Below are 21927 nucleotides of genomic sequence, written 5' to 3'. Positions count from 1 at the left end.
AGCGAGAGGAGTAGACTGAACATGACTGCGGAAGGGAGCATGCTGTACATGAGGAAGGCGTCGATCTGGCTGCTGCTGGCGGCGGTCGGTCTCACGGCGGCCGGGTGCAAGTCGAAGGGCGTTTCGGAGCCGGCACCGGAGGACAAGCCGTACGAGCTGACCATCATGATGCAGGACGGCGGCAACGAGTATGCGAAGACGGCCAAGCCGGACGACAAGTACTTCAAGGAGCTGTCCCGACTGTACAGCGCTTACCGGGGGAAGCCGTACAACATCCGGTTCGAGATTCTGCGGCATGACGACTACTTCAAGCAAATGACGGTTCGCTTCGCCGCCGGAGAATTCCCGGACATCATGTGGACGGACGGCATCGGCAATACCGCGCACCCGAATGCGGCCGAGGACGGCGTGTTCCTGGATCTGACGGATCTCATCGACCGGTACGGACCGAATCTGAAGCGCGGCATCGCGGACATCAGCTGGAAGGACCCCAAGGTGTCCAAGAACGGGCGCATCTACGGCATCCCGAAGATGGCGGCGCTGCCGAACATGACCGTCGATTTCGTCCGCAACGATTGGCTGAAGAAGCTCGGTCTCAGCGAGCCTCGCACACTGCAGGATTACTTGAACTACTTCGAAGCGGTGAAGTCCAATGATCTCGACGAGAACGGACAGAAGGACGAGATTCCGTATCTCATTCGGGGCAACTTCATGTTCTCGACTTCGTTCTTCGGTTATTTCAACGCGTACCCGACGCTGTGGCAGTTCCGGGACGGGCAGTTCCAGCCGAATCTCATCCTGCCGGACATGAAGCAGGCGATCATGTTCCACAAAGAGCTGTTCGATAAGGGATACGTCAACCGCAATCTGTTCACGCTCAAGACGACGGATTGGGACCGGCTCGTACGAAGCGGCAAGGTCGGGATGTGGCAGCATCAAATTCCCGCGCTTATGAACACCTACGACCCTGACGCGATGCCGGATGCCAACATGGATATCGTGCCGCTCGCGGGGCCGAAGGACGAGAAGGGGAATGCGTATCTCGTACCGGAGCAGACCGGGGTGAACGCCGCCTATGTGATTTTCTCCAAAGCGAAGCAGCCGGAAGAGATCATTCGGTTTTTCGACTGGCTGTATACGGACGATACGGCCAAAAACCGGTTTTTCGCGTATGGGATCGAGGGACAGAACTTCAAGGACGTGAACGGACGCATTCAGTTCGATCCTCAGGCGCCGGTGAACAAGGAGAAAGGGGCTTCGATCTTTTTCCAAGTCATGATCAACCCGAAGGGCGACAATCGCCTGTCGCCGCTGCTTATCCAGATGAGCAAAAATTTCGAGAAGATCGACACGGCGATGCGCATAGCACGTACGAATACGATTCACAATGAGAGCTTATACATGCCGATGCCGGAAGCGATGCGGACGAATCCGGACTTGGGCTTTCAGGAAAATTCCATGTTCATGGACATGTTCGCCAAGGTCGTACTCGGCAAGGAGCCGATCGACAGCGCATTCGACAGCTTCGTGGACGACTGGAAGAAGCGGGGAGGCCAGAAGGCGATCGACGAGGCCACACAGTGGTACATCAAGGAATACGGAGCTCCCCGGCCGTAAACGACTGGAGCTCCGAGGAGAGAGGGAGTCGGAGCGATGAACGAAAAGGCCAAGTGGATCTGGGGCGCCGGAGAGCCGAGTCCGCGCAACGAGTGGCGGTGCTTCCGCCGTACGGTCGACGTTCCGGCAGCCGGCTGGGATGAGGCCAAGCTGTCGATCACGGCGGATTCGCGCTACGTGGCTTATATCAATGGCATTCGGGTAGGAAGGGGCCCGGCCCGGTCTTATCCGTTCGAGCAGGAGACGGACGTGCACGACATCGGCCACCTGCTCCTGCCGGGGAAGCGGAATACGATCGCGGTGCTTGTGCTGCATTTCGGGGTGTCCACGTTCTACTACTTGCGCGGACGGGGCGGACTGCTGGCCAGCCTGGAGCTGCTCGAGCAAAGCAGGGGCATAGAGTGGGCCTGCGTAACCGACCGCAACTGGACGACGGCCAAGCATCTGGGGCAGGACAGCCGAGCTCCCCGTATGTCGAGCCAGAACGCCTTCGCCGAGCGCTACGATGCCCGATTGTGGGACGAACGGTGGGCGGAAGCGGACTTCGACGACAGCGGCTGGGAAGCTGCAACCGAGATCGGCGAGATCGGCATGCTGCCGTGGGAGAAGCTGAAGGAGCGGGACATTCCGTTCCTGACCGAACAAGCGGTTCATCCGGTGAGGGTGGAGCAGCTGTACAAGGTCAAGCCGGTTCCTTACGCGATTCATCTCGATATGCGCAATCAGATGGTGCCGGGCAGCGAGGATCACATGAATACGGTCGTGTACGTAGGGTACGCGGCAACCGTTGTGGAAGCGATTACAGACTGCCGGGCAGTCGTAGGCTTCACGAACAACAACGTGTTCGGGCCGATCTCCGTTAATGGGGAATGGATTCCGACCGCCGATTTCTACGGGGAGCTGCCGGAGCGATATGTGGAGGTTGAGCTGAAGAAGGGGCCGAACTGGCTCATGATCGACGTCACCGGCGCCGATCTCGCGGTCGGGATGTATATGGGCCTTCACAGCGATGCTCAGGTTACGGTCCGCTCACCGCTCGGCGAGTCAGGGGACGATTCCTCGGAATGGATCACGATCGGCCCGTTCGAATGGACCTCGAATACGACCCGGCCGGTCGATCAGACTCCCAGCCCGACGCATCCCGCCTATCGGGAGGCGGCGGGGATCCGCTCTACGCAGGACCTGGATCGATTTGCGGAGTGGGTCCGGCCGGTGCCCAAACGGTTGGTCGATCCGGACAACGTGTTCACCCGCTGCGTCTGGAAACCGGTGTGCGAGCCCGTGGCGATCCCCAGGCAGCTGCAGAATGCCGCGATCGCGCACCCGACGCCCGGTGTCGTGCCCCTGTTCGAGGATGCGGATACGGAGTTCACGATCGATTTCGGACGCATCGTCTCCGGGTTCCTGCGCTTCGAGATCGAGGCGGAGAGCGGCACCGTGGTGGACATGTACGGCTTCGAGCATCTCCGGGACGGCTGGCGCCAAGAAACGTACAAAATGAACAACACGCTCGAATACATTTGCCGCGGCGGCCGCCAAACGTTCGAATCGCAAGTGCGCCGGGGGCTGCGGTACGTGATGATCACGATCCGGCGAGCCCGTTCCGGCGGGTGGCTGCTGCAGCATCCGGTGAAGCTGTACGGCGTGCAGGTCGTCCAGAGCTTGTTCCCGGTCGCGGATATCGGCAGCTTCCAATGCTCGGACACGGTACTGACCGATATATGGAACATTAGCCGCCATACGGTCCGGCTGTGCATGGAAGACACGTTCGTCGATTGCCCGACCTACGAGCAGACATATTGGGTCGGCGACAGCCGCAACGAAGCGCTGGTCGCGTACTATGTGTTCGGCGCCGAGGACGTCACCCGGCATTCACTGGCGCTCGTCCCGGGCTCGGGAAGGCAGACGCCGTTCTACTCCTGCCAGCTGCCGAGCGGCTGGAGCAGCGTCATTCCGAACTGGACGTTCTTCTGGATCATCGCCTGTCTCGAATATTACGAACAGACGGGGGATGAGCCGTTCCTCGCCGAGATTTGGCCGGCCATCCGCTCCACGCTCGATGCCTACTTGGGCGAGGTGAACGAGGACGGGCTGTTCGCCTTCCGGGGCTGGAACTTGCTCGAGTGGGCGGCGATGGATACGCCCGGAGATGGCGTCGTCACCCATCAGAATATGTTCTTGGTGCAGGCGCTGCGTACGGCTGGGCGTATCGCCGTGCTCGTGGGCGAACAGGCGGAGAGGGAGCGGCTCGAAGCGGCCGCCGACCGGCTCGCGGCCGCGATCAACGCCCATCTGTGGTGCGAGGAGCACGGGGCGTACCGCGATTCGATCCACGCCGACGGCAGCCTATCGCTTGTCTTCAGCATGCAGACGCAGGTCGTCGCGGAGCTGTGCGCCATTCCTCACGCGGTATCGGGGCGTGCGGAGCGTATTGCGGCTCATCTCACGAATCCGCCGCCGTCGTTCGTGCAGATCGGCAGCGCCTTTATGTCGTTTTTCTACTACGAGGCGCTCGCCCGTCACGGGCGGGTCTCCGAGATCGTGGATGACATCCGCGTGAACTACAAGCGGATGCTGGATGAGGACGCGAGCGCCTGCTGGGAGATGTTCCCGAATTCCACGAACCGGCAGAACGACAAGTTCCTGACCCGCAGCCACGCGCATGCCTGGTCCGCTGCGCCCGGTTTCTTCCTGGGCGCTTACGTGCTCGGCGTCCGGAGGGCCGACGTGGCCTGGAAGAAGGCGGTTGTGGAACCGCACCCCTGCGGCGGGCTCACTTGGTGCAGAGGCACGGTGCCGCTGCCCGGCGACGGGCGGATCGACGTCGTCTGGGAGCTGGATTCGGCTGTGCCGGGCACTGAGGCCACGATGCGGCTTCGCGTCTGGGCTCCGTCGGATGTCGAGCTCGATATTCGTATCCCGGACGGCTATAACGGCCTCGTGGAGACGTATCGGCTGGATGCCGCTTCCGATCGGGTCTAATCTTCTATTGAGCGGCACGCACATTTACCTTACACAGTACATTACACAATACAACTGAAGGCGGGATGAACCTTATGAATATCGCCCGAATCGGCGTTCTCTTCAACCGGCGAGCGGCCGAAGCCAGATGGCGCTACGGGATCAACGTATTCGAACGGCATATAGGCGAGATGCTGGAGCAGGCCGGATTGCCGTTCGATTGGCTGGAGGAGACGAACCACGCGCTTGAGGCGGCTTATGACGTCGTGCTGGTCGCGGCGATGGAGGAGACGGCAGCCGATTACGAGCAGCTCTGGCTGTACGCCTCCCGGGGCGGCGTCGTTATCGCCTTCGCCGGCCTGAACGGCCTCGCGCGGCGGCTCGGCTGCCGGCGCGGCCCTCTGCTCGGCGCGGGCTACGCCCGCCTGCCGGCGCCATGGGGGCCCGACCGGCCGCTGCGCTACCTGCGCGCGCTGCCATGGCAGCCGGACGCGCCGTGCGAGGTGCTCGCCGCCGCGGTCGGCGCCGCCGGCGACGCAGCGCCCGCGCTGCTGCAGCTGCGCGTGGAGAACGGCTATATCGACCGCTGGAGCGTCGATATTCCGTTCTCCGTCATCGGGCTGCAGCAAGGGCTGCGGCCGGTCGCCGAGGACGGCGCACCGGCGCCGGACGGCTCGGCCCCGCTCGACGACGGCGTGCTGAAGGCCGAGGACGAGCTGCAGCTCGATTGGGTGGCCGACCGCACGCATACCGAGACGGGAGCGCCGTACTTCGGCGTCCCGTACGCGGACCATTGGCGCGAGACGATCGTGGCCCACATCCTGCAGCGCATCACGGAGAAGGGCAAGACGCTGCCGTTCGTCGACGTCTGGCCGGAGGGCGTGACCGGGATCGCCACGATCTCGCACGACAGCGACCGCAACCATGACACGGATGCGGAGACGACGCTGCGCGTGCTGGCCGAATGCGGGATCCGTTCGACCTGGTGCATGATGAAGCCGGGCTATAGCTTCCCGTACCATCAGCGTATCCGCGAAGCGGGCCATGAGCTGGCGCTTCATTTCAACGCCAACGTCCGCGAGGGCGGGAGCTGGTCGGAGGCGGATTTCCGCCGGCAGTACGAATGGCTCACCACGGTGAACGGCGGGGAAGCGGTGACGAGCAACAAGAACCATTTCACCCGGTTCGAAGGCTGGGGCGAGCTGTTCGCCTGGTGCGAGGCGTGCGGCATCGAGGTCGATCAGACGCGGGGGCCGAGCAAGACGGGAACGGTCGGCTTCACGTTCGCGACGTGCCAGCCGTACTTCCCGATCGCCTGGTTCGATGAGGGCAACCGGCATTACGATGTGCTGGAGATCGGCTTCCTGACGCAGGACCTCGGGGCGATGACCGACATGAGCGTCGTGCAGCCGTTCCTGGATGCCGTCCGCGAAGTGCAAGGTGTAGCGCACTTCCTGTTCCACCAGGGGCGCATCCACAGCGCGGACGCCGTCCGGGAGTCGCTCATCGAGTTCGTGCGGATCGCGAGCGGCAAGGGCTTCGCGTTTTGGACGAGCCGGGAGATCAACGCCTGGCACCGGGCTCGGCGCCGGCTGAAGGTCGTAGGTCTGGGCATCGACAGCCCGGACGAAGTTGTCGTGCAGCGTAGCGCCACCAGTGCGGCGGTCGTGATCGATCCCGTTGAGGCGGCGTCACCGGTGGTATGGATTCCGCTGCGCCCGGGCGAAGAAGACGGCTTGGACGCTAGCGTACAGGTGGAGCGGAAATACGGAGTGTTATGCCGAAAGGGGCGCATCAGCTATGCTGACATATCGTAACAACAAGCGCGAGTTTGAAGCTTCGGCGTCCACAGTCGCCATCCTGCCGGTCGGGGCGGTCGAGCAGCATGGCAGCCATTTGCCTGTCGGCACGGACGCCATGATCGCGCAAGCGTTCGCCGACCGGATCGGGACGATTCTGGACGCCTACGTGCTACCGGTTCTGTCCATCGCCTCGTCGATCGAGCACCGGGAGTCGAAGGGGACGGTGTACTTGAAGGCCGAGACGCTAGGTCTCGTCATTCGAGACATTATCGAATCGCTCCATTACTCGGGGTACCGGAAGGTGATATTACTGAACGGCCATGGCGGCAACTGGATTCTGAAGCCCACGATTCGCCAGCTGATCCGCGATTTCCAGGATAAGGGCGAACCGATGGAGATCGTGCTGATCCACAACTCCGTCGTCGTGAAGCGGCAGCACGAGGTGACCGAGCATGTAGCTCACGACTTGCATGCCGGGGAGAAGGAGACGTCGATCATGATGTACCTGCATCCCGAGCTTGTATCCGAATATGTACCTCAGAAGCAAGCCACTACCGTGCCGCAGGACTATATGGACTACTTCGATGTAGACGACATCACCGAGGACGGTTACTGGGGATTCCCGGAGGCGGCGACCCCCGAGAAGGGCGAGAAGCTCATGCAGCTGATGGTCGAATGCGCGCTTGATTATTTGCGGGAGTTGGATGAGACCCGCGAAGCGGTCAGGCAGAGGAAAGGAGCGACCTAATCGAAGTTCGCTACGATGCCCTGGCGACTGATCGGCAGCCCCGCACGATGCAGATGGGAGGTATCTCCTAAGCCGATGCAGCGAGGGACCGCCCATTGCTCCGATCGCTCGTCCAAGAGGAGGGTCGTGATCGAGCTGGGGGCTTTCCAGAAACCGGTCCACACTAAAGGCACGGGCAGCTCCAGCAGATGGGAAAGCCATGTCAGCCCGAAGCCGAGGTGGCAGAATACCGCGATCCTGTCCCGATTCGGCTGCAGGATGCGGTATCGGCCTCCCTCCCTTGCGTAGCCGAGCGACTTCAGGAACGAGTCCGAATGCTCCGTCAAAGCCTCGTATTTGGAGCGAAAGTCCCTGCCGCCGAACGGTTCCGTATCGCTCCAGCTGTCCTTCTGCGGGAATGGCCCGCTCCCGCGTACGAGCTCGCCGTCGACATTCCAAGCGGCTTTGTCTGATCCCGCAGCATCCTGAATATGCCACCCCAGTTCGGCCATCCACGGTTGAATGGCAGGCTCCAGCTTGAGCAGGTCGGCTGTGTACTGCATCGTGTGCAGCGCGCGCGGTACCGGCGAGCTGTAGATGCGGTCGATCCGTTCCTGCTGCAGCCGTTCGGCGAGCGCCTGTGCCTCCATATGACCCGAAGGGGTGATCGTATGGTTCTCGTAGTCCGGATCCGCGTGACGAATGATGTACAATCGCATGGGGGAAGCTCCTTCTCTTATTTGGGACTATGCGGCGTCGATCGATACCGCACTTCTTCGTACTCGATATCCAGGGTGCCATCCTTCTGAACATGCAGCACATTCAGATAGGATAAGGGGCCCACGATCATGGCAACGCCGTTCACGTACGTATAACCCGGTACAATCTCCTTAACCAAGGCTTGCGGGTGAACATGATGGTGGCCGGCCAGGTTGTACAGCCGTTTCCCCGTTTGCGTCAAGCGTCGGGCAAGTTCTCTAAACCGCTCGGCGTGGCGCTGGTCGAAATAAGCGGCTGGCCCTTCCATGCCATTATGCGAAAATAACAGGATGACCGGCTCCGGGCATCCCATTATCTCCTTTTCGAGCCATTCAAAAGCTGCTGGGCCTATCGTGCCTTCACACGTATCGTACCGATGTTGGCCGTCTTCTCCGACGTATGTGTCGAGTATGAGGATGCGTACGCGAACGTCGCCCTTATGCAAAGGGAAGGAACGCGTGAACCGGCTCCCGGCGATCTCAGGCCCCTCACTGTAACCCAACTCCGCAACTACCGCTGAATAGCCGGCATCCAGATCATGATTGCCGAGAACGAACGTCTTCGGGGAGCGGATTCGCTCCCATTGTTCGGCGAACGCGCGCAGGGGCTGCCGCCCGTCGATAACATCCCCGGTACAGACGACGAGATCCGGTTTTATTGCGCCAATGATCTCGACGCTCTGCTGCAATTTGTCCAGCGCGGCGTAATAGTGGCGTTCGGCATAGATGGCGCCCGCCGCCTCCGGCAGACCGGTCACCGTATCTTTCAGATGCAGATCGGTCATCCAATGAATCGTTAGTGTGTCTTCGTGCAAGATGCACGCCTCCTTTAACCTGATCTTAGACCAGGTATCCCGTTTATTCTTTGACAGAACCGAGTACGATCCCATGGATGAAGAAACGCTGCAGCATGGGGTAGAGGATCAAAATCGGGACCATGCTGAGCATCACTTTAGCCGCGTTCAACCCTTGGTCCGACATCTTGAGCAGCGCTTCCATCCGCTCCGGATCGATGTCGTCCATCTGCTGCGTCTGCAGCATGAACAGGTTGATGTACGTCTGCAGCGGCATCTTCTCCGGACTGTTGATGAGCAGCAGCCCGTCGAAGAAGGCGTTCCAGTGACCGACGATACTGAACAGCGTAACGGTGGCCAGCGCAGGTAGAGACAGCGGTACATACAGCATCGCCATCTTGTACCAGGGGCCGGCTCCGTCCATGTCCGCCGCCTCGTCCAGCTCCTTAGGTAAGCTGCGCATGAAGTTCATCAACAGGATGACATTGAATACCGGCACGGCCTTGGGCAGCACGAGCGCCCAGATCGTATCGAGAATGCCTACCGACTTCACTGTGACATACCATGGAATCAAGCCGCCGTGGAACAGCATGGCGATCACGATCGCCCACATGTAGATGTCCCTGCCTCTAAACCTCCGGTTATCCCGCGATAACGGGTAAGCCAGCATAATCGTCAGAACGAATTGGAGTCCTCCGCCGAGCAGCACGCGCTCAATCGAAATGCCGAAGGAGGTGAAAAACTGCTTGTCGTTCATAATCGCGTTGTAGTTGGCTAGACTGAAGTGGATCGGGAAGACCGTCACCTTCATCGCAGCCACGGCCGTACGGTCGCTGAACGAATTCGCAAAGGCGTTCAGAATCGGGAACAACGACAAGAACGCAATGGCGATGAGCAGGCCGTGAATGAGGAGGTCAACGACGCGAGCCGACTTGCTTTTTCCGTAAATGGGCATGCCGCTGCCTCCTGTCTAAAAGATCCTATAATTCGCAAACCGAGCCGCGAGCTGGTACGAAATGATGATCAAGATGAAGCTGACGACCGATTTCATCAAGCCGACCGCGGTCGCGATGCCGTACTGCGATTGAATCAAACCGACCCGGTATACATAGGTGTCGATAACGTCCGCGGATGCGTAGACGAGCGGGTTGTACAGGTTCAAGATTTGCTCGAAGCCGGCGTCCAGCACGTTCCCAAGCGCGAGTGTGGACATCAGTACGACAGTCGGCATCATGCCTGGCAGCGAGATGTTCAAGAGCCTCGTCCAGCGGGAGGCCCCATCCATGGCCGCCGCTTCGTATAGGGCGGGATTAATGGCGGTGAGCGCGGCCAAGAAGATGATAGCCGAGAAGCCGAAATCTTTCCAAACGTCGCTTATGACTAGAACGGCCGGAAACCACGTGTTGTTGCCAAGAAACAAGATCGGGTCGATGCCGAACAGGCCGAGAAACTGATTCACGACGCCGCGGAGCGACAAAATATTAAGCATGATGACCGAGAGCAGCACCCACGACATGAAATGCGGCAAGTACACGATCGTCTGCACCGAGCGTTTGATGAAGCGCACCCGAGCTTCATTCAGCAGAAGCGCGAAGGCGAGCGGGACGATCAGGTTGGCGATCATCTTCATGACGGCTATGAATAGAGTGTTGAATAGAATGACCTTGCTGTCCGATATTTGGAACATGTACAGGATATTGTCGAGCCCTACCCACGGCGAACCCCAGATGCCCTTGGCGGGCAAGTATTTTTTGAACGCCATGACAGACCCTAGGATCGGGTAGTAATGGAACACGGCCAGGAAAATCATGCCTGGGATCATCATTAGGTGATAGTGGATTTGCACGGCTTTATCCTTCATAGTGGTTCTCCGCCCGCGCAACATCATTTGCCGCTTAGCCGTTTGATTTCCGCCGCTACTTCCTTCGTGATCTCATCGCCGCCCTGCTTCTTCCATTCGTCGATAAACGTCTCGAAGTAGTCCAGAGGCTTGTCGCCAACTATAATACGCATGAACGCTTCATTCTCGAGCTTCGTCAAGTTCGCCCACTTGGTCTCCATGCTCTTGGTGATCCCATAATATTCGCTGTACACCTCGTTGGTCAGAGGACTGAGCACGACCTTGCCCCCGTTGAACAAGTAGATGACGAATGCCCAAGCGGCAGGATCCGCTTTTAAGGCTTCGTACCCTTTCTTATAGTCATCGAATATTTTGATATCGTTTTGCGGCAAATCTTCCCGTTTGAACTTCCCGTCGGCCGTCGCTTTCAGATTTTTGATCCGGTCGCTGAATGTGAACTTCTCGCGGATCTGCACTTGAATCGGACGGACGGTCCACGTCGTGCCGGTGGTGTTCGTGTAGACCGCTGGAGAATTCGGCTTGCGGTTGTCCATCTCCGCCATCAGGTTAATGACCTTCAAGACCGCTTCCGGGTTCTTCACGCCTTTCTTGACGACTACGATCTTCTCGATCGGGTTGGACTGTCTCGAGTAATATTTGCCGTCGTCGGCGACGAGGATATGGGCGTTCCAGTCGGCTGTCGGATCGTTCTTGACGGAGTCGGGGAACGCAATGGAGGACCAGGATTGTCCCATCGTGATGCCGGCTTTCGCCGCATTGATGTCTTTGGCGAATTGATCCGGCTTGATCGTGCCGAACTCCTTGTCGATCAGGCCCTTCGCGTACCATTCCCGGATCGTGCCGAGTGCCTGCTTCGTCTCCGGCAGCAGCGATCCGTATGTGATATTGCCATTCTTATCCTTGGTCCAGATCTTGGGATACGCCTTGTGGGCGGTGAACAGCAGGTCAAGGGTGTTGTATCCCATCGTGCCCGTTACGAAGTTGGATGTGCTCTGGATCCCGTACGTGTCTTTCTTCCCATTCTTGTCCGGATCGTTCTCGATGAACGCCTTGGACACTTTCTCCAGATCGGCTAGCGTAATGACATCCGGCAGCTCGATCCCGACATTCTTCAGCCAGTCGCGGCGAATCCAGACGACCCCGTCGTTGTTGCGGGCCGGAGCGGTCGAGGGCAAGCCGACAAGCTTGTTGTTGTAGGTGACCTTGCGCATGAACTCCGGACCGTAGTCGCCGTACAGCTTCTTCAGTGTGGGGGAAGCGAATTCCTCGTACACTTTGGTCAAATCTGCGAGCATGTCCGATTCCGCTAACAATTTGAATTGCGATTCGGTGACGACGAGCACGTCCGGGATGTCATTGCTCGAGATCAGAAGATTCACCTTCTGTTCGTAACCGGCATGTGGCACTTCGAAAGCGTGTGTGAACTTGATGTTGAGCTTGTCTTCGTACAGCTTGGTGTACTCGTTGTCGTTGATCGTGCCTTCCGGCCACTTGTACTCATCGGGAATGTAATACCCGGTGGTCAGTGTAACCGGCTGTGTGTACTTCGTGAACGGTCCGTTCATTTCCCCTTGCGGACTTGCGGTCTGTGCCGCTGTTCCAGTGGGAGCCGCGCCCTCCTTATTGCCGCTGCAAGCCGTGACCACCAGCAGAGCTGCCGCGAGAATGGCGAATAAGGTCACTCTACTCTTCTTCATGATACGAACCTCCGATTCTCGGATTAATGGCTTACAGCTTCATACTAGACGACAGGCCGAGAGGAGCGTGAGCAGCAAACGGCAGTAGGGATGTAGAAAATTGATTATTTCCTCTTTCGATTTTCCTACAAGCCGACGACATTTTTCATACTTGATTGGCAGAGTTGCGGCTGCTGCGGTACTCCGAAGGAAGCAGGCCGGTTTCCTCGCGGAACTGTTTGCTGAAATACCGGTGATCCGGAATCCCGCATTCTTCCGCGATGTCAGCGACAGATTTGGCGGTTTGGGTAAGCAGCGTCTTGGCCCTGGCGATCCTCAGCGCCTTCAGATAATCGGGGAAGGAGGTGCCGACGATGTCTTTGAAGCTGCTGCTGAAATAACCGCGGCTGAGCTTCATTTTCTCGGCAAAATAACTTTGCGAGATCTTCGCATCCATCTCGCTCTTCATCATTTCCTTCACTTGCAAGATGCGGATCACGACATCCTCCGGATATTGGGCCATGCGAAGCTGGCGGCGCATGAGCTGGCGAATTTCACGGAAGTAAGATTCCCAATCCGGCTGCGTCTGCAGCCGTTCGGCCCGCTTCGACCAATCGTGCATGCTGCCTATGCCCGGCATGCGGCTCCATTCCACGAGCAAATAGTGGACCGACTTGCGCAGCTCCTGCAGAGGAGGCTGCAGCTCTCGGAGCTGCTCCTGCAGCAACTCGAATTCGGCGTCGCTAACGACCCAATAGAGCGGCAGCCAGCGATCGATGCACTGTTGAAGACGGATGCCGTCTTCTTCCGACCAGTCTGCGACTTCTTGACCGTCATTAGCCGATGCGGCTCCCGGGAACCGGTTCGTCACGTCGGACTTGCTGATCCGCTGGACGATCCGGCGCAGCGACTCCTGCATGGTGTCGCCCTCGATCTCCGTCTTAATGAGGTAATCGAGCGCGCCGTATCGCATCGCATCCCGGATATACTTGAAATCCTCGTGGCAGGTCAGCACCACCAGGTGTACGTTCGGGTAATGCTCCCGTACATGCCGCATCAGATCGAAGCCGTTCATGACCGGCATGGCCAAGTCCGTGATGACGAGATCCACCTTCATCCGCTCCATCAGCTCAATCGCTTGCTTCCCGTTGACGGCTTCCCCGACGATACGGATGCCGAAATCCTCCCATGGCATCGCCGCGATAAATCCGAGCCGGACAAAATATTCGTCTTCAACCACAATGGCATGAATCATAAGGGGCCTCCTAACTCCTTCGTTGACAGAGGGATGTTGAACCGGATCGTTGTTCCTTCGTTGGGATGGCTCTCGACCGTTAGACTCGTTTCTTCCCCGTAATGCACACGCAGCATCGTGTTCACATAGTGCAAGCCGATGCCCATGCCGACCTTCTCGCGTTCCGGAATGCGTCCCTCGATAAGCTTGCGGATCTGTTCATCGCTCATGCCCTTGCCATGATCCTTCACCGAAACCAGCATGTAGCCGTCGGGTTTGGCCGAGATCGAGAGCTGGATCGTCGCGCCGTCCTCCGCCTGACCGTGATACAGGGCATTCTCGATAAGCGGCTGCAGCAGGAACCGGGGGACAGGCACTTGCAGCGTCTCGGGCTCTACATGGATATCGATCGCGAACTTGTAATTGTAACGGATTTGCTGCAGAGCTATGTAGTCCCGGAGCGCTTCGATCTCTTGACTGAGCTCCACAACACCGCCGTTTTTCCCCAGGTTGTAGCGCAACAGCCTCGTGAAAATGGCAATCAGATTGACGATGTCCTCCTGACCGTTCGACTTCGCCAGCCATTGGACCGTATTGAGCGTATTGTAGAGAAAATGCGGGTTGATCTGCGCGACGAGCTTCTCCACTTCCAGAAACCGCTTGTCCTCTTCGTTCTGCTTCAGTTCTCGAAGCAGCATTAGGATGCGCATGCGCATGTCTTGAAATTGCAGCAGAACCACATCGAATTCTGTAATTTGCGTCAAGCGGATGTCCTGCTGCGGCTGGCCGTTTCGTTGAAACTGCTGACCCTCGAACTTCCGGATTTCGCTGGTCAGGATGGAGAGAGGGAAGTAGAACTTTTTCCAGATCGACCAGCCGAGCAAGCCGCTGAACAGCAGCGAAATGGCGGCAATCGCTAGGCTGAGCAGCATCCAGTTCACGGTTTCGGAGCGGAACGTCTGAGGGCTGACGACGGAATAGACGAACCACCCTTGCTCCGGGCTGTAGTCGCGAAATAAATAATAGTCGTTGACCCTCGCATATTGGCTGCCGCCGAAGTCCACCGGCAGTACCATGCCGACAGGAAAGTGCTCTTCATTCTGACTGAACACAACGGCCCCGGTATGATCCGCCAGCAAGTGAGCCGCGTTCATGCCGTACTGAGTGCTGTTCAGAAGCTGGCTGTACAGGAAGGAGTTCGTTTCCACGTATAGATGCATCTCGCTTTGTTTGGCGATGTTGATAGAGCGGGACACAGAGAGCACATTCTCATTGCGGTGGGATAGCGATCGGTGCGGTCCATAATAGGTGACTCCCTTGACCACGGACAGGATAGGGCGTTCATTCGGGTTCTCGCTTGATCTTACTTCCTGGTTCTGATAAAAAATGGTGTTGTTCGGCGGGGTGTAATAGTAGAACAGACCGATATCCGGGTTGGTGTAGCTGATGATGTCGAGATTTTTGAATACGGTCTGGCCAAGTATATAGCGTTCCATAACGTCATTGGATTGGAAAAACAGCTGCAAATCATTGTTGGTGAGCTGCTGGGAGACGTAGTTCAAATTGTTATAAGTGGTCTCGATGTTGCTTCTGACTTGATGCAGGGTGCTTTGAATGGAGTTCCCGATTTTGTGGTCCAAGATGGTGTAAATGGCATAGTAAGAACCGATACCCATAAGCACAATCGGGATAACCGTGCTGAGCAGCAGGGAGACGATTAGGCTCTTTTTCAGGGAGCGGGGGGTGCTTGTCCTGGACATGCCTGACAAAGGCGCGGATGATAGTCTCACAATGTACCTCCAGAGTAGTTCCCCTCAATGGAGAAATCACAACTACATTATATACGCCAACGTTCTCCCGCTGACTAGAGTATTTTTCTATATTCCTTATGGCCCGGTTTATGGCACCCTGAACAACGCGTCAAAAAAACGCCGCCCGTCTCACGCCGTTCGCAGGAATAATTCGCTTTTCCGAGCAATACAAATAGAGTCAGGTGGGCAGCACCTGGCTCTACGGAACTATATCATTTGGCGGGAGCACGCTCCGCAATGGGCACCGATGACCGAACAGAAGCGGGTCTGGATTACTTTCTCTTTTCGATATAAGTTAGCAACGCGAGAATGAACATCCCGAACGTAAACATAACCGAAATCGTTTGGAAAGAATCCATCTTGAAGGCCTCCTCTCTGTAAGGAGCGACCCCGTCAAAGGTATAGTTATTACCATGTATATGATGGCTTGGTAATACTTAGCATAGGAGAAGCCCCTGGAAGCTTGGGCTTTTTTTTATGCGCCTATTCCCTTATCAGGTTGTATCCACCGGTTACGGGGGATTTTTGAATTATTTATGTCAATAAATATAACATGATTCCTGGACTATAGCTCAGGTGAGCAGATTTATGTTATGATATATAACATATACATCACTTGCCGGAGGGGATGTCCATGAAAGTCGGTCTTCGCGTGATCAAGACAGCCATATCCATCATGATCAGTATCAGCATCGCCCGGTTGCTGAAGCTTGAGCCCGACCATTTCGCCGGCATCATCTCCATGCTCGCAGTGCAGCCGTCCGTCTACCGCTCGCTCCGCCATTCGGCTACGAATATGGCGAGCGCCTTACTGGCCGCCTTGCTCGGCATCACGGTCGTGGAGCTGATCGGCAGTACCGCGCCCGTCATCGCCGCCGTGGCGCTCCTCGTTATGGCGCTGCATGTGCGCTTCAAGCAGACGGCTGCCTTGCCGCTTGCGGTGATCGTGGCGGTCAACACGATGGGGACCGCCGACGAGCTGTTCGGCAGCGCGGCCCTGCACCAGATCGCTCTGGTGCTGATCGGGATGACGGTCGGGACGCTGGTGAACATGGTGCGGCGCCCCGTACACAGCGAACGGGAAGAGGTGCTGCTCGCCAAGTCGGAGTCTATGCTTAGGGCGTTGCTTCACTATGTGAGCCTCGACCTCCGGAACGGCACGATGACGCCCTACAAGCCGCAGATGCGGCTCCAGCTGGACGAGGTGCGCGATTATATCGAGAAAGGGAAGGCCGTCTCTCAGCTCATCCGGGAAGACCGCTGGCTCGGGAGAAAGGCCGATCCCGGAGCGGGAGCCGAGTTCCGCGCGTACGAGACGATGCTTGAACGGATACGCGATTTGATCAAGGCGCTGCAAAAAGCCGACATGAGCCATCACGAAGCAGAGCGGCTGATCCGGGCGATCGCGCTCGTCGTTCATGTCCAGGAGAGAATGATTTATACCGGTCGCCGTGCTCCTATCCTCAGACTGCAAGGAGCCTTGAGTCCCGCAACGGAACGCATGTCTTCGGACCGGGAATCGATTCAAGCGGTATTCCCTTACTATCAGGCTTACGAAGCGTTGCGCGAGTATATCGGAGAGCTGGCCACCCTGAAGCGTCAGATCGACTGGCGCAACGTCAAGTCCGCCGTGAGTCCGGCGCCGGCTTCCCTGACTTCTCCGCTTACGACAGCGCGGGCGGAATCCGCCGCTACGGCGGCCAGCCGCTCGCTCTGATCCACTACTTGAGGGAATTCACGTCGTTCCACGTTCGCACCCGATTCTCGCCTCCGAAATATATTCCAACTGTAAAGCCCATCACTTCACTCGCGCATAATCTTGCATGCATTCGCCTCAAATGGTTATTCCCTTTTCCGCCCGCCCCCTTTACAATGAAGGGCATAACCGGGCTTGCCCCTAAGGAGACGAAGCAGATGAGACCCCCCTTACGATTCCGCGACGATCAAACATTCACGATAGTACAGTTCACCGACGTGCACTGGCGCAATGGAGAAGAGGCGGACCGCCGCACCGAGGCGCTGATGGAGCGCGTGCTGACCCAGGTGCAGCCCGATCTCGCCGTCATCACCGGCGACGTGATCGACAGCTCGCACTGCCGCGACCCGCTCGCCTCGTTCGGCCAAGCGGTAGGAGCCCTCGACCGCAGCGGCATTCCGTGGGCGTTCGTATTCGGCAACCACGACAGCGAGGGGGAGGTGTCCCGGGAAGCGCTGATGAGCATAGCGACCTCGCACGCGAATTGCATGGCCGAGCCGGGCCCGGCCGAATTGAGCGGCGTCGGCAACTACTTCTTGGATATCGCGTCATCCGACGGATCGGACGAACGGAGCGCCCAGCTTGTTTTCCTGGACTCCGGAGATTATGCCGCCGCTCCGGTCGGAGGATACGCCTGGATCCGGCGCGACCAAATTGGGTGGTATGCCGAGCAATCGAGCCGGCGGAAATACGGGCGGAGTACGCCTCTGCCCAGCCTCGCGTTCTTCCACATTCCGCTTCATGAATACAAGGAAGTGTGGGAGCGCGGCGATTGTACAGGGGTGAAGCTGGAGGACGTTTGCGCGTCCAGGCTGAACTCGGGATTTTTCAGCGCGATGGTGGAGCAAGGCGACATCCTAGGCACATTCGTCGGTCACGATCATATAAATGATTACATCGGAGAGCTGCACGGCATCCGGCTGGCGTACGGCAGGGCGACCGGGTACAACACGTACGGCAAGGACGGTTATCCGCGGGGAGCGCGCGTCATCCGGCTCTTCGAGGGCGAAAACCGATTCGATACATGGGTCGTTCTGGAAGAGTAGAAAACCCGGTCATAGAGATATTTTATAAGGAAAATTCAGAATATTTATAAGCTTTAGGTATAAAAGGGGTATATTAAAAGTACAACAGATATGATAGATTAAGGTTTAAAGACATAAAATGGACAGTCGAAAGGAGTCCTCGCATTGGTCACGCTGCCTAAAGTTAATGATCTTGGATTTTTCGAGATTCGCCTGGAATCGATCGGCGGTCTGGGCGCCAATCTGGCTGGTAAAATGCTGGCGGAAGCAGGCGTCACGGGCGTAGGCTTGAATGGCGTAAGCTTTTCTTCCTACGGCTCTGAGAAAAAAGGTTCTGCGGTAAAAGCCCATATTCGGTTTTGCATGCCTGAGACGAACATCCGAGACACATCACCCGTAGAGCGTCCCCATGTAGTTGGCATTTTTCACGAATCCCTTTCGAAGACTGTAAACGTTATCAGCGGCATTTATGAGGATAGCCTCGTGCTGGTCAACTCGACCAAATCCCCGGAAGAGCTGAAGGAGAAGCTGAAGCTGATCGGCGGCACGATTGCCGTCGTCGATGCGATCGGCATCTCGCTGGAAGAAAAGAACCGAGTGAATATGGCGATGCTCGGAGCGCTGTTCCGGCTTTGCGATTTCCTGGATCCGGAAGCGATGAAGGCCGTCATTCGCAAGTCGCTCGAGAAAAAATACCCGCAAGCGGTTCAGCCGGCGCTGCGTACGTTCGACCGGGGCTACTCCGAAGTGAAATTCCAGACATTCGCCCTGCCGGAAGGTCAGCAGATGCCGGCTTTTGTGCGTCACGATACGCCTGTGCTCGGGTACGAGACGCAGCCGATTGGGGGCACCATTACGAACCCCGGGAATAGTATATTGAAGGATCTGAGCATTTCCCGCGCGGGCATGATGCCTCATTTCGACGATGAGAAGTGCATTCATTGCGCCGCGTGCGACAACGTCTGTCCGGATTTCTGCTTCGTCTGGGACGAACTGGCGGACAAGAAGGGCCGCCCGCAGATGTTCCTCCAGGGCATCGATTACCAATATTGCAAAGGCTGCCTGAAGTGCGTCCAGGCTTGCCCGACCGAAGCGCTGTCCAGCGCGCGCGAGGAAGACGGGTATGCCGACGGGCACCGGGTGCCGCACCGTTTTGATTTGGCCGTCCAATAAAAAGAGTTACATAGGGGAGGTAGAGAAAAGTGGCGATCGACATTAAACAAGAGATGAAGCAAGGCAAAGTCGAGCAACGGATGGTATATGAGTCCGGCAATGAGATGGCTGCTTATGCGGCACATCAGATCAATTACCACATTATGGGGTATTTTCCGATTTCCCCGTCGACTGAAGTAGCGCAATTCCTTGATTTGATGAAAGCGAACGGCCAGCACGACATCGTTCTCATCCCGGCGGACGGCGAGCACGGCTCCGCAGGCGTTTGCTTCGGCGCTTCGACGGCCGGCGGCCGTGTGTTCAACGCGACTAGCGCCAACGGCTACTTGTACATGCTCGAGCAAATGCCGGTCCAATCCGGTACGCGCTTCCCGATGGTCATGAACCTGGTCTGCCGTTCGGTCTCCGGTCCGCTCAACATTCACGGCGACCACTCCGACTTGTACTATGCGCTTAACACCGGATGGCCGATCTTGATGTGCCGCGACCCGCAGGCCGTATACGATATGAACATTATGGCGATCAAGCTCGCGGAAGACCCGGAAGTCCGGCTGCCGGTTCTGGTCGCTTCCGACGGCTACTTCACCTCCCACCAGAAGCGCAAGGTGCAGACGTTCGCCCATCGCGCGGATGTGCACCGCTTCATCGGCGAGCAGCCGGTGCGAGGGTTCCCGGACACGCTCGACCGGAACAACCCGATCACGGTCGGCCCCTATATGAACGAGCCGGACTACATCAACAACTGCTATCAGCAGTCGGTGGCGATGTACAACGCCGAGCACGTGTACGACCGCATTCGCAAAGAATACTTCGACTTGACGGGCCGCGACTATCCGATCCTCGACCTGTACCGGATGGAGGATGCGGAAGTGGCCGTCTTCCTGATGAACTCGGCTTCCGAGATTATCAAGGACGTCGTCGACCAGCTCCGCGCCAAAGGAATCAAGGCCGGCTCCATCGCGCCGAACATGATCCGTCCGTTCCCGGCCAAGCAGATCGCCGAAGCGCTGAAGAACGTGAAGGCTGTCACCGTAGGCGACCGCGCCGACTCGTACGGCGGACACGGCGGCAATATGGTGCTCGAGATCAAGGCGGCTCTGTTCACCGAAGGCAACACGACTACGAAGGTCATCAGCCGCATCTACGGGCTGGGCGGCAAGGACTTCTACAACGAAGACGGCCATGCTTTGTTCCAGTTCGCGCTCGACGCGGTGGAGCAAGGCAAGGTGGAGACGCCGTTCGATTATTACGGCCATACGCCGGGATCTCAGAGCAAGGCGCCGAAGCGCGTCCTGAACCCGATGAAATACGAAGATTTGAACACCGGGCTGATCACGGTCAAGCCGGACGAGGAGACGGGCAAGCTCGCCGTTCGGATTCCGCCGCTGCGCTCTCTGACGAAGAAGGCGAAGCGGATCGCTCCGGGGCACGGCGCCTGTCCGGGCTGCGGCATCTTCTCCGGCCTCGAGCTGTTCTTCAAGGGCATCGAGGGCGATATCGTGGCACTGTTCCATACGGGCTGCGCGATGGTCGTCACGACCGGGTATCCGTACTCGGCGCATAAGGCCACGTACATTCACAACTTGTTCCAGAACGGCGCGGCGACGATGTCCGGCGTCGTGGAGATGTTCTGGGAGCGCAAGCGACGCGGCGAGCTCGATCAATACAATCTGCCTGCAGACTTCACGTTCGTCATGATCACCGGCGACGGCGGGATGGATATCGGCATGGGGCCGGCGATCGGCGCCGCATTACGCAATCATAAGATGATCATCCTCGAGTACGATAACGAAGGCTATATGAACACCGGCGCTCAGCTGAGCTACTCGACCCCGATGGGGCACCGGACTTCGACGTCCAACGTCGGCTCCAAGCAAGCGGGCAAAGTATTCCACCACAAGGACACGGCCCAAATCATGGCGGCGACGCACATTCCGTACGTCTTCACCGGTTCCGAGTCGTACCCGCAGGACCTCGTGAAGAAGGCGGCCAAGGCGCAATGGTACGCGCAAAACGAAGGGCTCGTGTACGGCAAAATCTTGATCACGTGTCCGCTCAACTGGCTGTCCGAGGACCAGGAGGGCACGAACATCGTCGACGAGGCGGTCAACTCCTGCTTCTTCCCGCTGTATGAAGTCGAGCATGGCGTGACGACGATCACATACAACCCGGAAGAGAAAAACAAGCGGGTGCCGCTCTCCGACTGGTTGAAGACGATGGGCAAGACGAAGCACATGACGAAGCCGGAAAACGCGGAAGCGCTGGCGGATTTCGAGCGGGAAGTCGATCGCCGCTGGAACATCCTGAAGGCGAAGCACGAGAATCCTTACCTATAATTTAGGCGTGGGTATACAGGAACGGGGCACAATTCCAAGCGGAATTGTGCCTTGTGCCTGTAGAGCGCATATTCGAAGAGCGGAGGCGAACGACGATGCCCTATGTAGCCCGACATCCGGGTTCCGGACAGGTGTGGACGTCCATCCTGACCAACTCCTATAAGCTGGAGTATTACGGCGTGAAATATTGGGATTTCGAGGAGGACGCCCTGGCGCAAATTCACGCCTACATGGCCGACCAGAACGCGGCGGATGCGGACGGGTGGGCGGTCTTCGAGGTAGAAGAAGCTCAGCTGAAACGGTATAATGTAAAGCTGAAGAACAACCCTCAGCTTATCTTGTTCACCGACGAGACCGGCCTGGCTGACGTTCGCCGGCGGGACGTGTAGGAGGTGC

General features: G+C 57.9%; 17 protein-coding genes. 9 read left to right on the top strand and 8 right to left on the bottom strand.

The features are described from left to right. Positions 1-21: 21 nt before the first annotated feature. From ACI5FR_RS22130 to ACI5FR_RS22115, 4 genes are all read left to right on the top strand, one after another. Positions 22-1617 carry an extracellular solute-binding protein gene (locus ACI5FR_RS22130; protein WP_405458353.1) on the top strand — a complete coding sequence of 532 codons (1596 nt, stop codon included), beginning with the start codon at positions 22-24 and terminating at the stop codon, positions 1615-1617. Positions 1618-1653: 36 nt separating this feature from the next. Further along, positions 1654-4599: a family 78 glycoside hydrolase catalytic domain gene (locus tag ACI5FR_RS22125; protein ID WP_405458351.1), complete on the top strand. Its 2946-nt coding sequence runs from the start codon at positions 1654-1656 to the stop codon at positions 4597-4599. A 74-nt stretch (positions 4600-4673) separates the two neighbouring features. Beyond that, entirely contained in the window at positions 4674-6395 is a 1722-nt protein-coding gene (locus ACI5FR_RS22120) for a polysaccharide deacetylase family protein (protein ID WP_405458350.1), read from the top strand. Continuing rightward, entirely contained in the window at positions 6379-7128 is a 750-nt protein-coding gene (locus ACI5FR_RS22115; protein ID WP_405458348.1) for a creatininase family protein, read from the top strand. The genes ACI5FR_RS22120 and ACI5FR_RS22115 overlap by 17 nt, the downstream gene beginning before the upstream one ends. Here ACI5FR_RS22115 and ACI5FR_RS22110 read toward each other — a convergent pair. From ACI5FR_RS22110 to ACI5FR_RS22075, 8 genes are all read right to left on the bottom strand, one after another. Further along, positions 7125-7826, bottom strand: coding sequence for a histidine phosphatase family protein (locus tag ACI5FR_RS22110; protein WP_405458346.1), 702 nt, complete (start codon positions 7824-7826; stop codon positions 7125-7127). The two genes, ACI5FR_RS22115 and ACI5FR_RS22110, sit on opposite strands and share 4 nt — an antisense overlap. A 17-nt stretch (positions 7827-7843) precedes the next feature. After that, positions 7844-8680, bottom strand: a complete 837-nt coding sequence (locus ACI5FR_RS22105; protein ID WP_405458344.1) for a metallophosphoesterase family protein — start codon at positions 8678-8680, stop codon at positions 7844-7846. Between the two features lie 43 nt (positions 8681-8723). Next, positions 8724-9614: a carbohydrate ABC transporter permease gene (locus ACI5FR_RS22100; protein WP_405458342.1), complete on the bottom strand. Its 891-nt coding sequence runs from the start codon at positions 9612-9614 to the stop codon at positions 8724-8726. 15 nt (positions 9615-9629) lie between these two features. Beyond that, positions 9630-10520 carry an ABC transporter permease gene (locus ACI5FR_RS22095; protein ID WP_405458340.1) on the bottom strand — a complete coding sequence of 297 codons (891 nt, stop codon included), beginning with the start codon at positions 10518-10520 and terminating at the stop codon, positions 9630-9632. A 23-nt stretch (positions 10521-10543) separates the two neighbouring features. Then, complete coding sequence (locus ACI5FR_RS22090; RefSeq protein WP_405458339.1) at positions 10544-12217, bottom strand: type 2 periplasmic-binding domain-containing protein; 1674 nt, start codon at positions 12215-12217, stop codon at positions 10544-10546. A gap of 145 nt (positions 12218-12362) precedes the next feature. Next, positions 12363-13451, bottom strand: coding sequence for a response regulator transcription factor (locus ACI5FR_RS22085; protein ID WP_405458338.1), 1089 nt, complete (start codon positions 13449-13451; stop codon positions 12363-12365). Then, on the bottom strand, positions 13448-15220 hold the full coding sequence (locus tag ACI5FR_RS22080) for a sensor histidine kinase (RefSeq protein WP_405458336.1): 1773 nt from the start codon (positions 15218-15220) through the stop codon (positions 13448-13450). The genes ACI5FR_RS22085 and ACI5FR_RS22080 overlap by 4 nt, the downstream gene beginning before the upstream one ends. A 293-nt stretch (positions 15221-15513) precedes the next feature. Further along, a complete protein-coding gene (locus ACI5FR_RS22075) occupies positions 15514-15600 on the bottom strand; it encodes a putative holin-like toxin (protein ID WP_405458380.1) in 87 nt (28 codons plus the stop codon). 275 nt (positions 15601-15875) lie between these two features. Here ACI5FR_RS22075 and ACI5FR_RS22070 point away from each other — a divergent pair, with 275 nt between their 5' ends. From ACI5FR_RS22070 to ACI5FR_RS22050, 5 genes are all read left to right on the top strand, one after another. Next, complete coding sequence (locus ACI5FR_RS22070; RefSeq protein ID WP_405458335.1) at positions 15876-16958, top strand: aromatic acid exporter family protein; 1083 nt, start codon at positions 15876-15878, stop codon at positions 16956-16958. A gap of 197 nt (positions 16959-17155) precedes the next feature. Next, on the top strand, positions 17156-18043 hold the full coding sequence (locus ACI5FR_RS22065; RefSeq protein WP_405458333.1) for a metallophosphoesterase family protein: 888 nt from the start codon (positions 17156-17158) through the stop codon (positions 18041-18043). A gap of 144 nt (positions 18044-18187) precedes the next feature. Further along, a complete protein-coding gene (locus ACI5FR_RS22060) occupies positions 18188-19195 on the top strand; it encodes a 2-oxoacid:acceptor oxidoreductase family protein (RefSeq protein WP_405458330.1) in 1008 nt (335 codons plus the stop codon). A 53-nt stretch (positions 19196-19248) separates the two neighbouring features. Continuing rightward, positions 19249-21531, top strand: coding sequence for a thiamine pyrophosphate-dependent enzyme (locus tag ACI5FR_RS22055; RefSeq protein WP_405458378.1), 2283 nt, complete (start codon positions 19249-19251; stop codon positions 21529-21531). A gap of 95 nt (positions 21532-21626) precedes the next feature. Then, complete coding sequence (locus tag ACI5FR_RS22050) at positions 21627-21920, top strand: hypothetical protein (RefSeq protein ID WP_405458328.1); 294 nt, start codon at positions 21627-21629, stop codon at positions 21918-21920. Positions 21921-21927 lie beyond the last annotated feature (7 nt).

It is taken from the genome of Paenibacillus sp. HJGM_3 (assembly GCF_045062745.1).
GTDB lineage: Bacteria > Bacillota > Bacilli > Paenibacillales > NBRC-103111 > Paenibacillus_AA.
The sequence above is the reverse complement of the archived record's forward strand: the minus strand, read 5'-3'. Positions and strand labels throughout refer to the sequence as shown.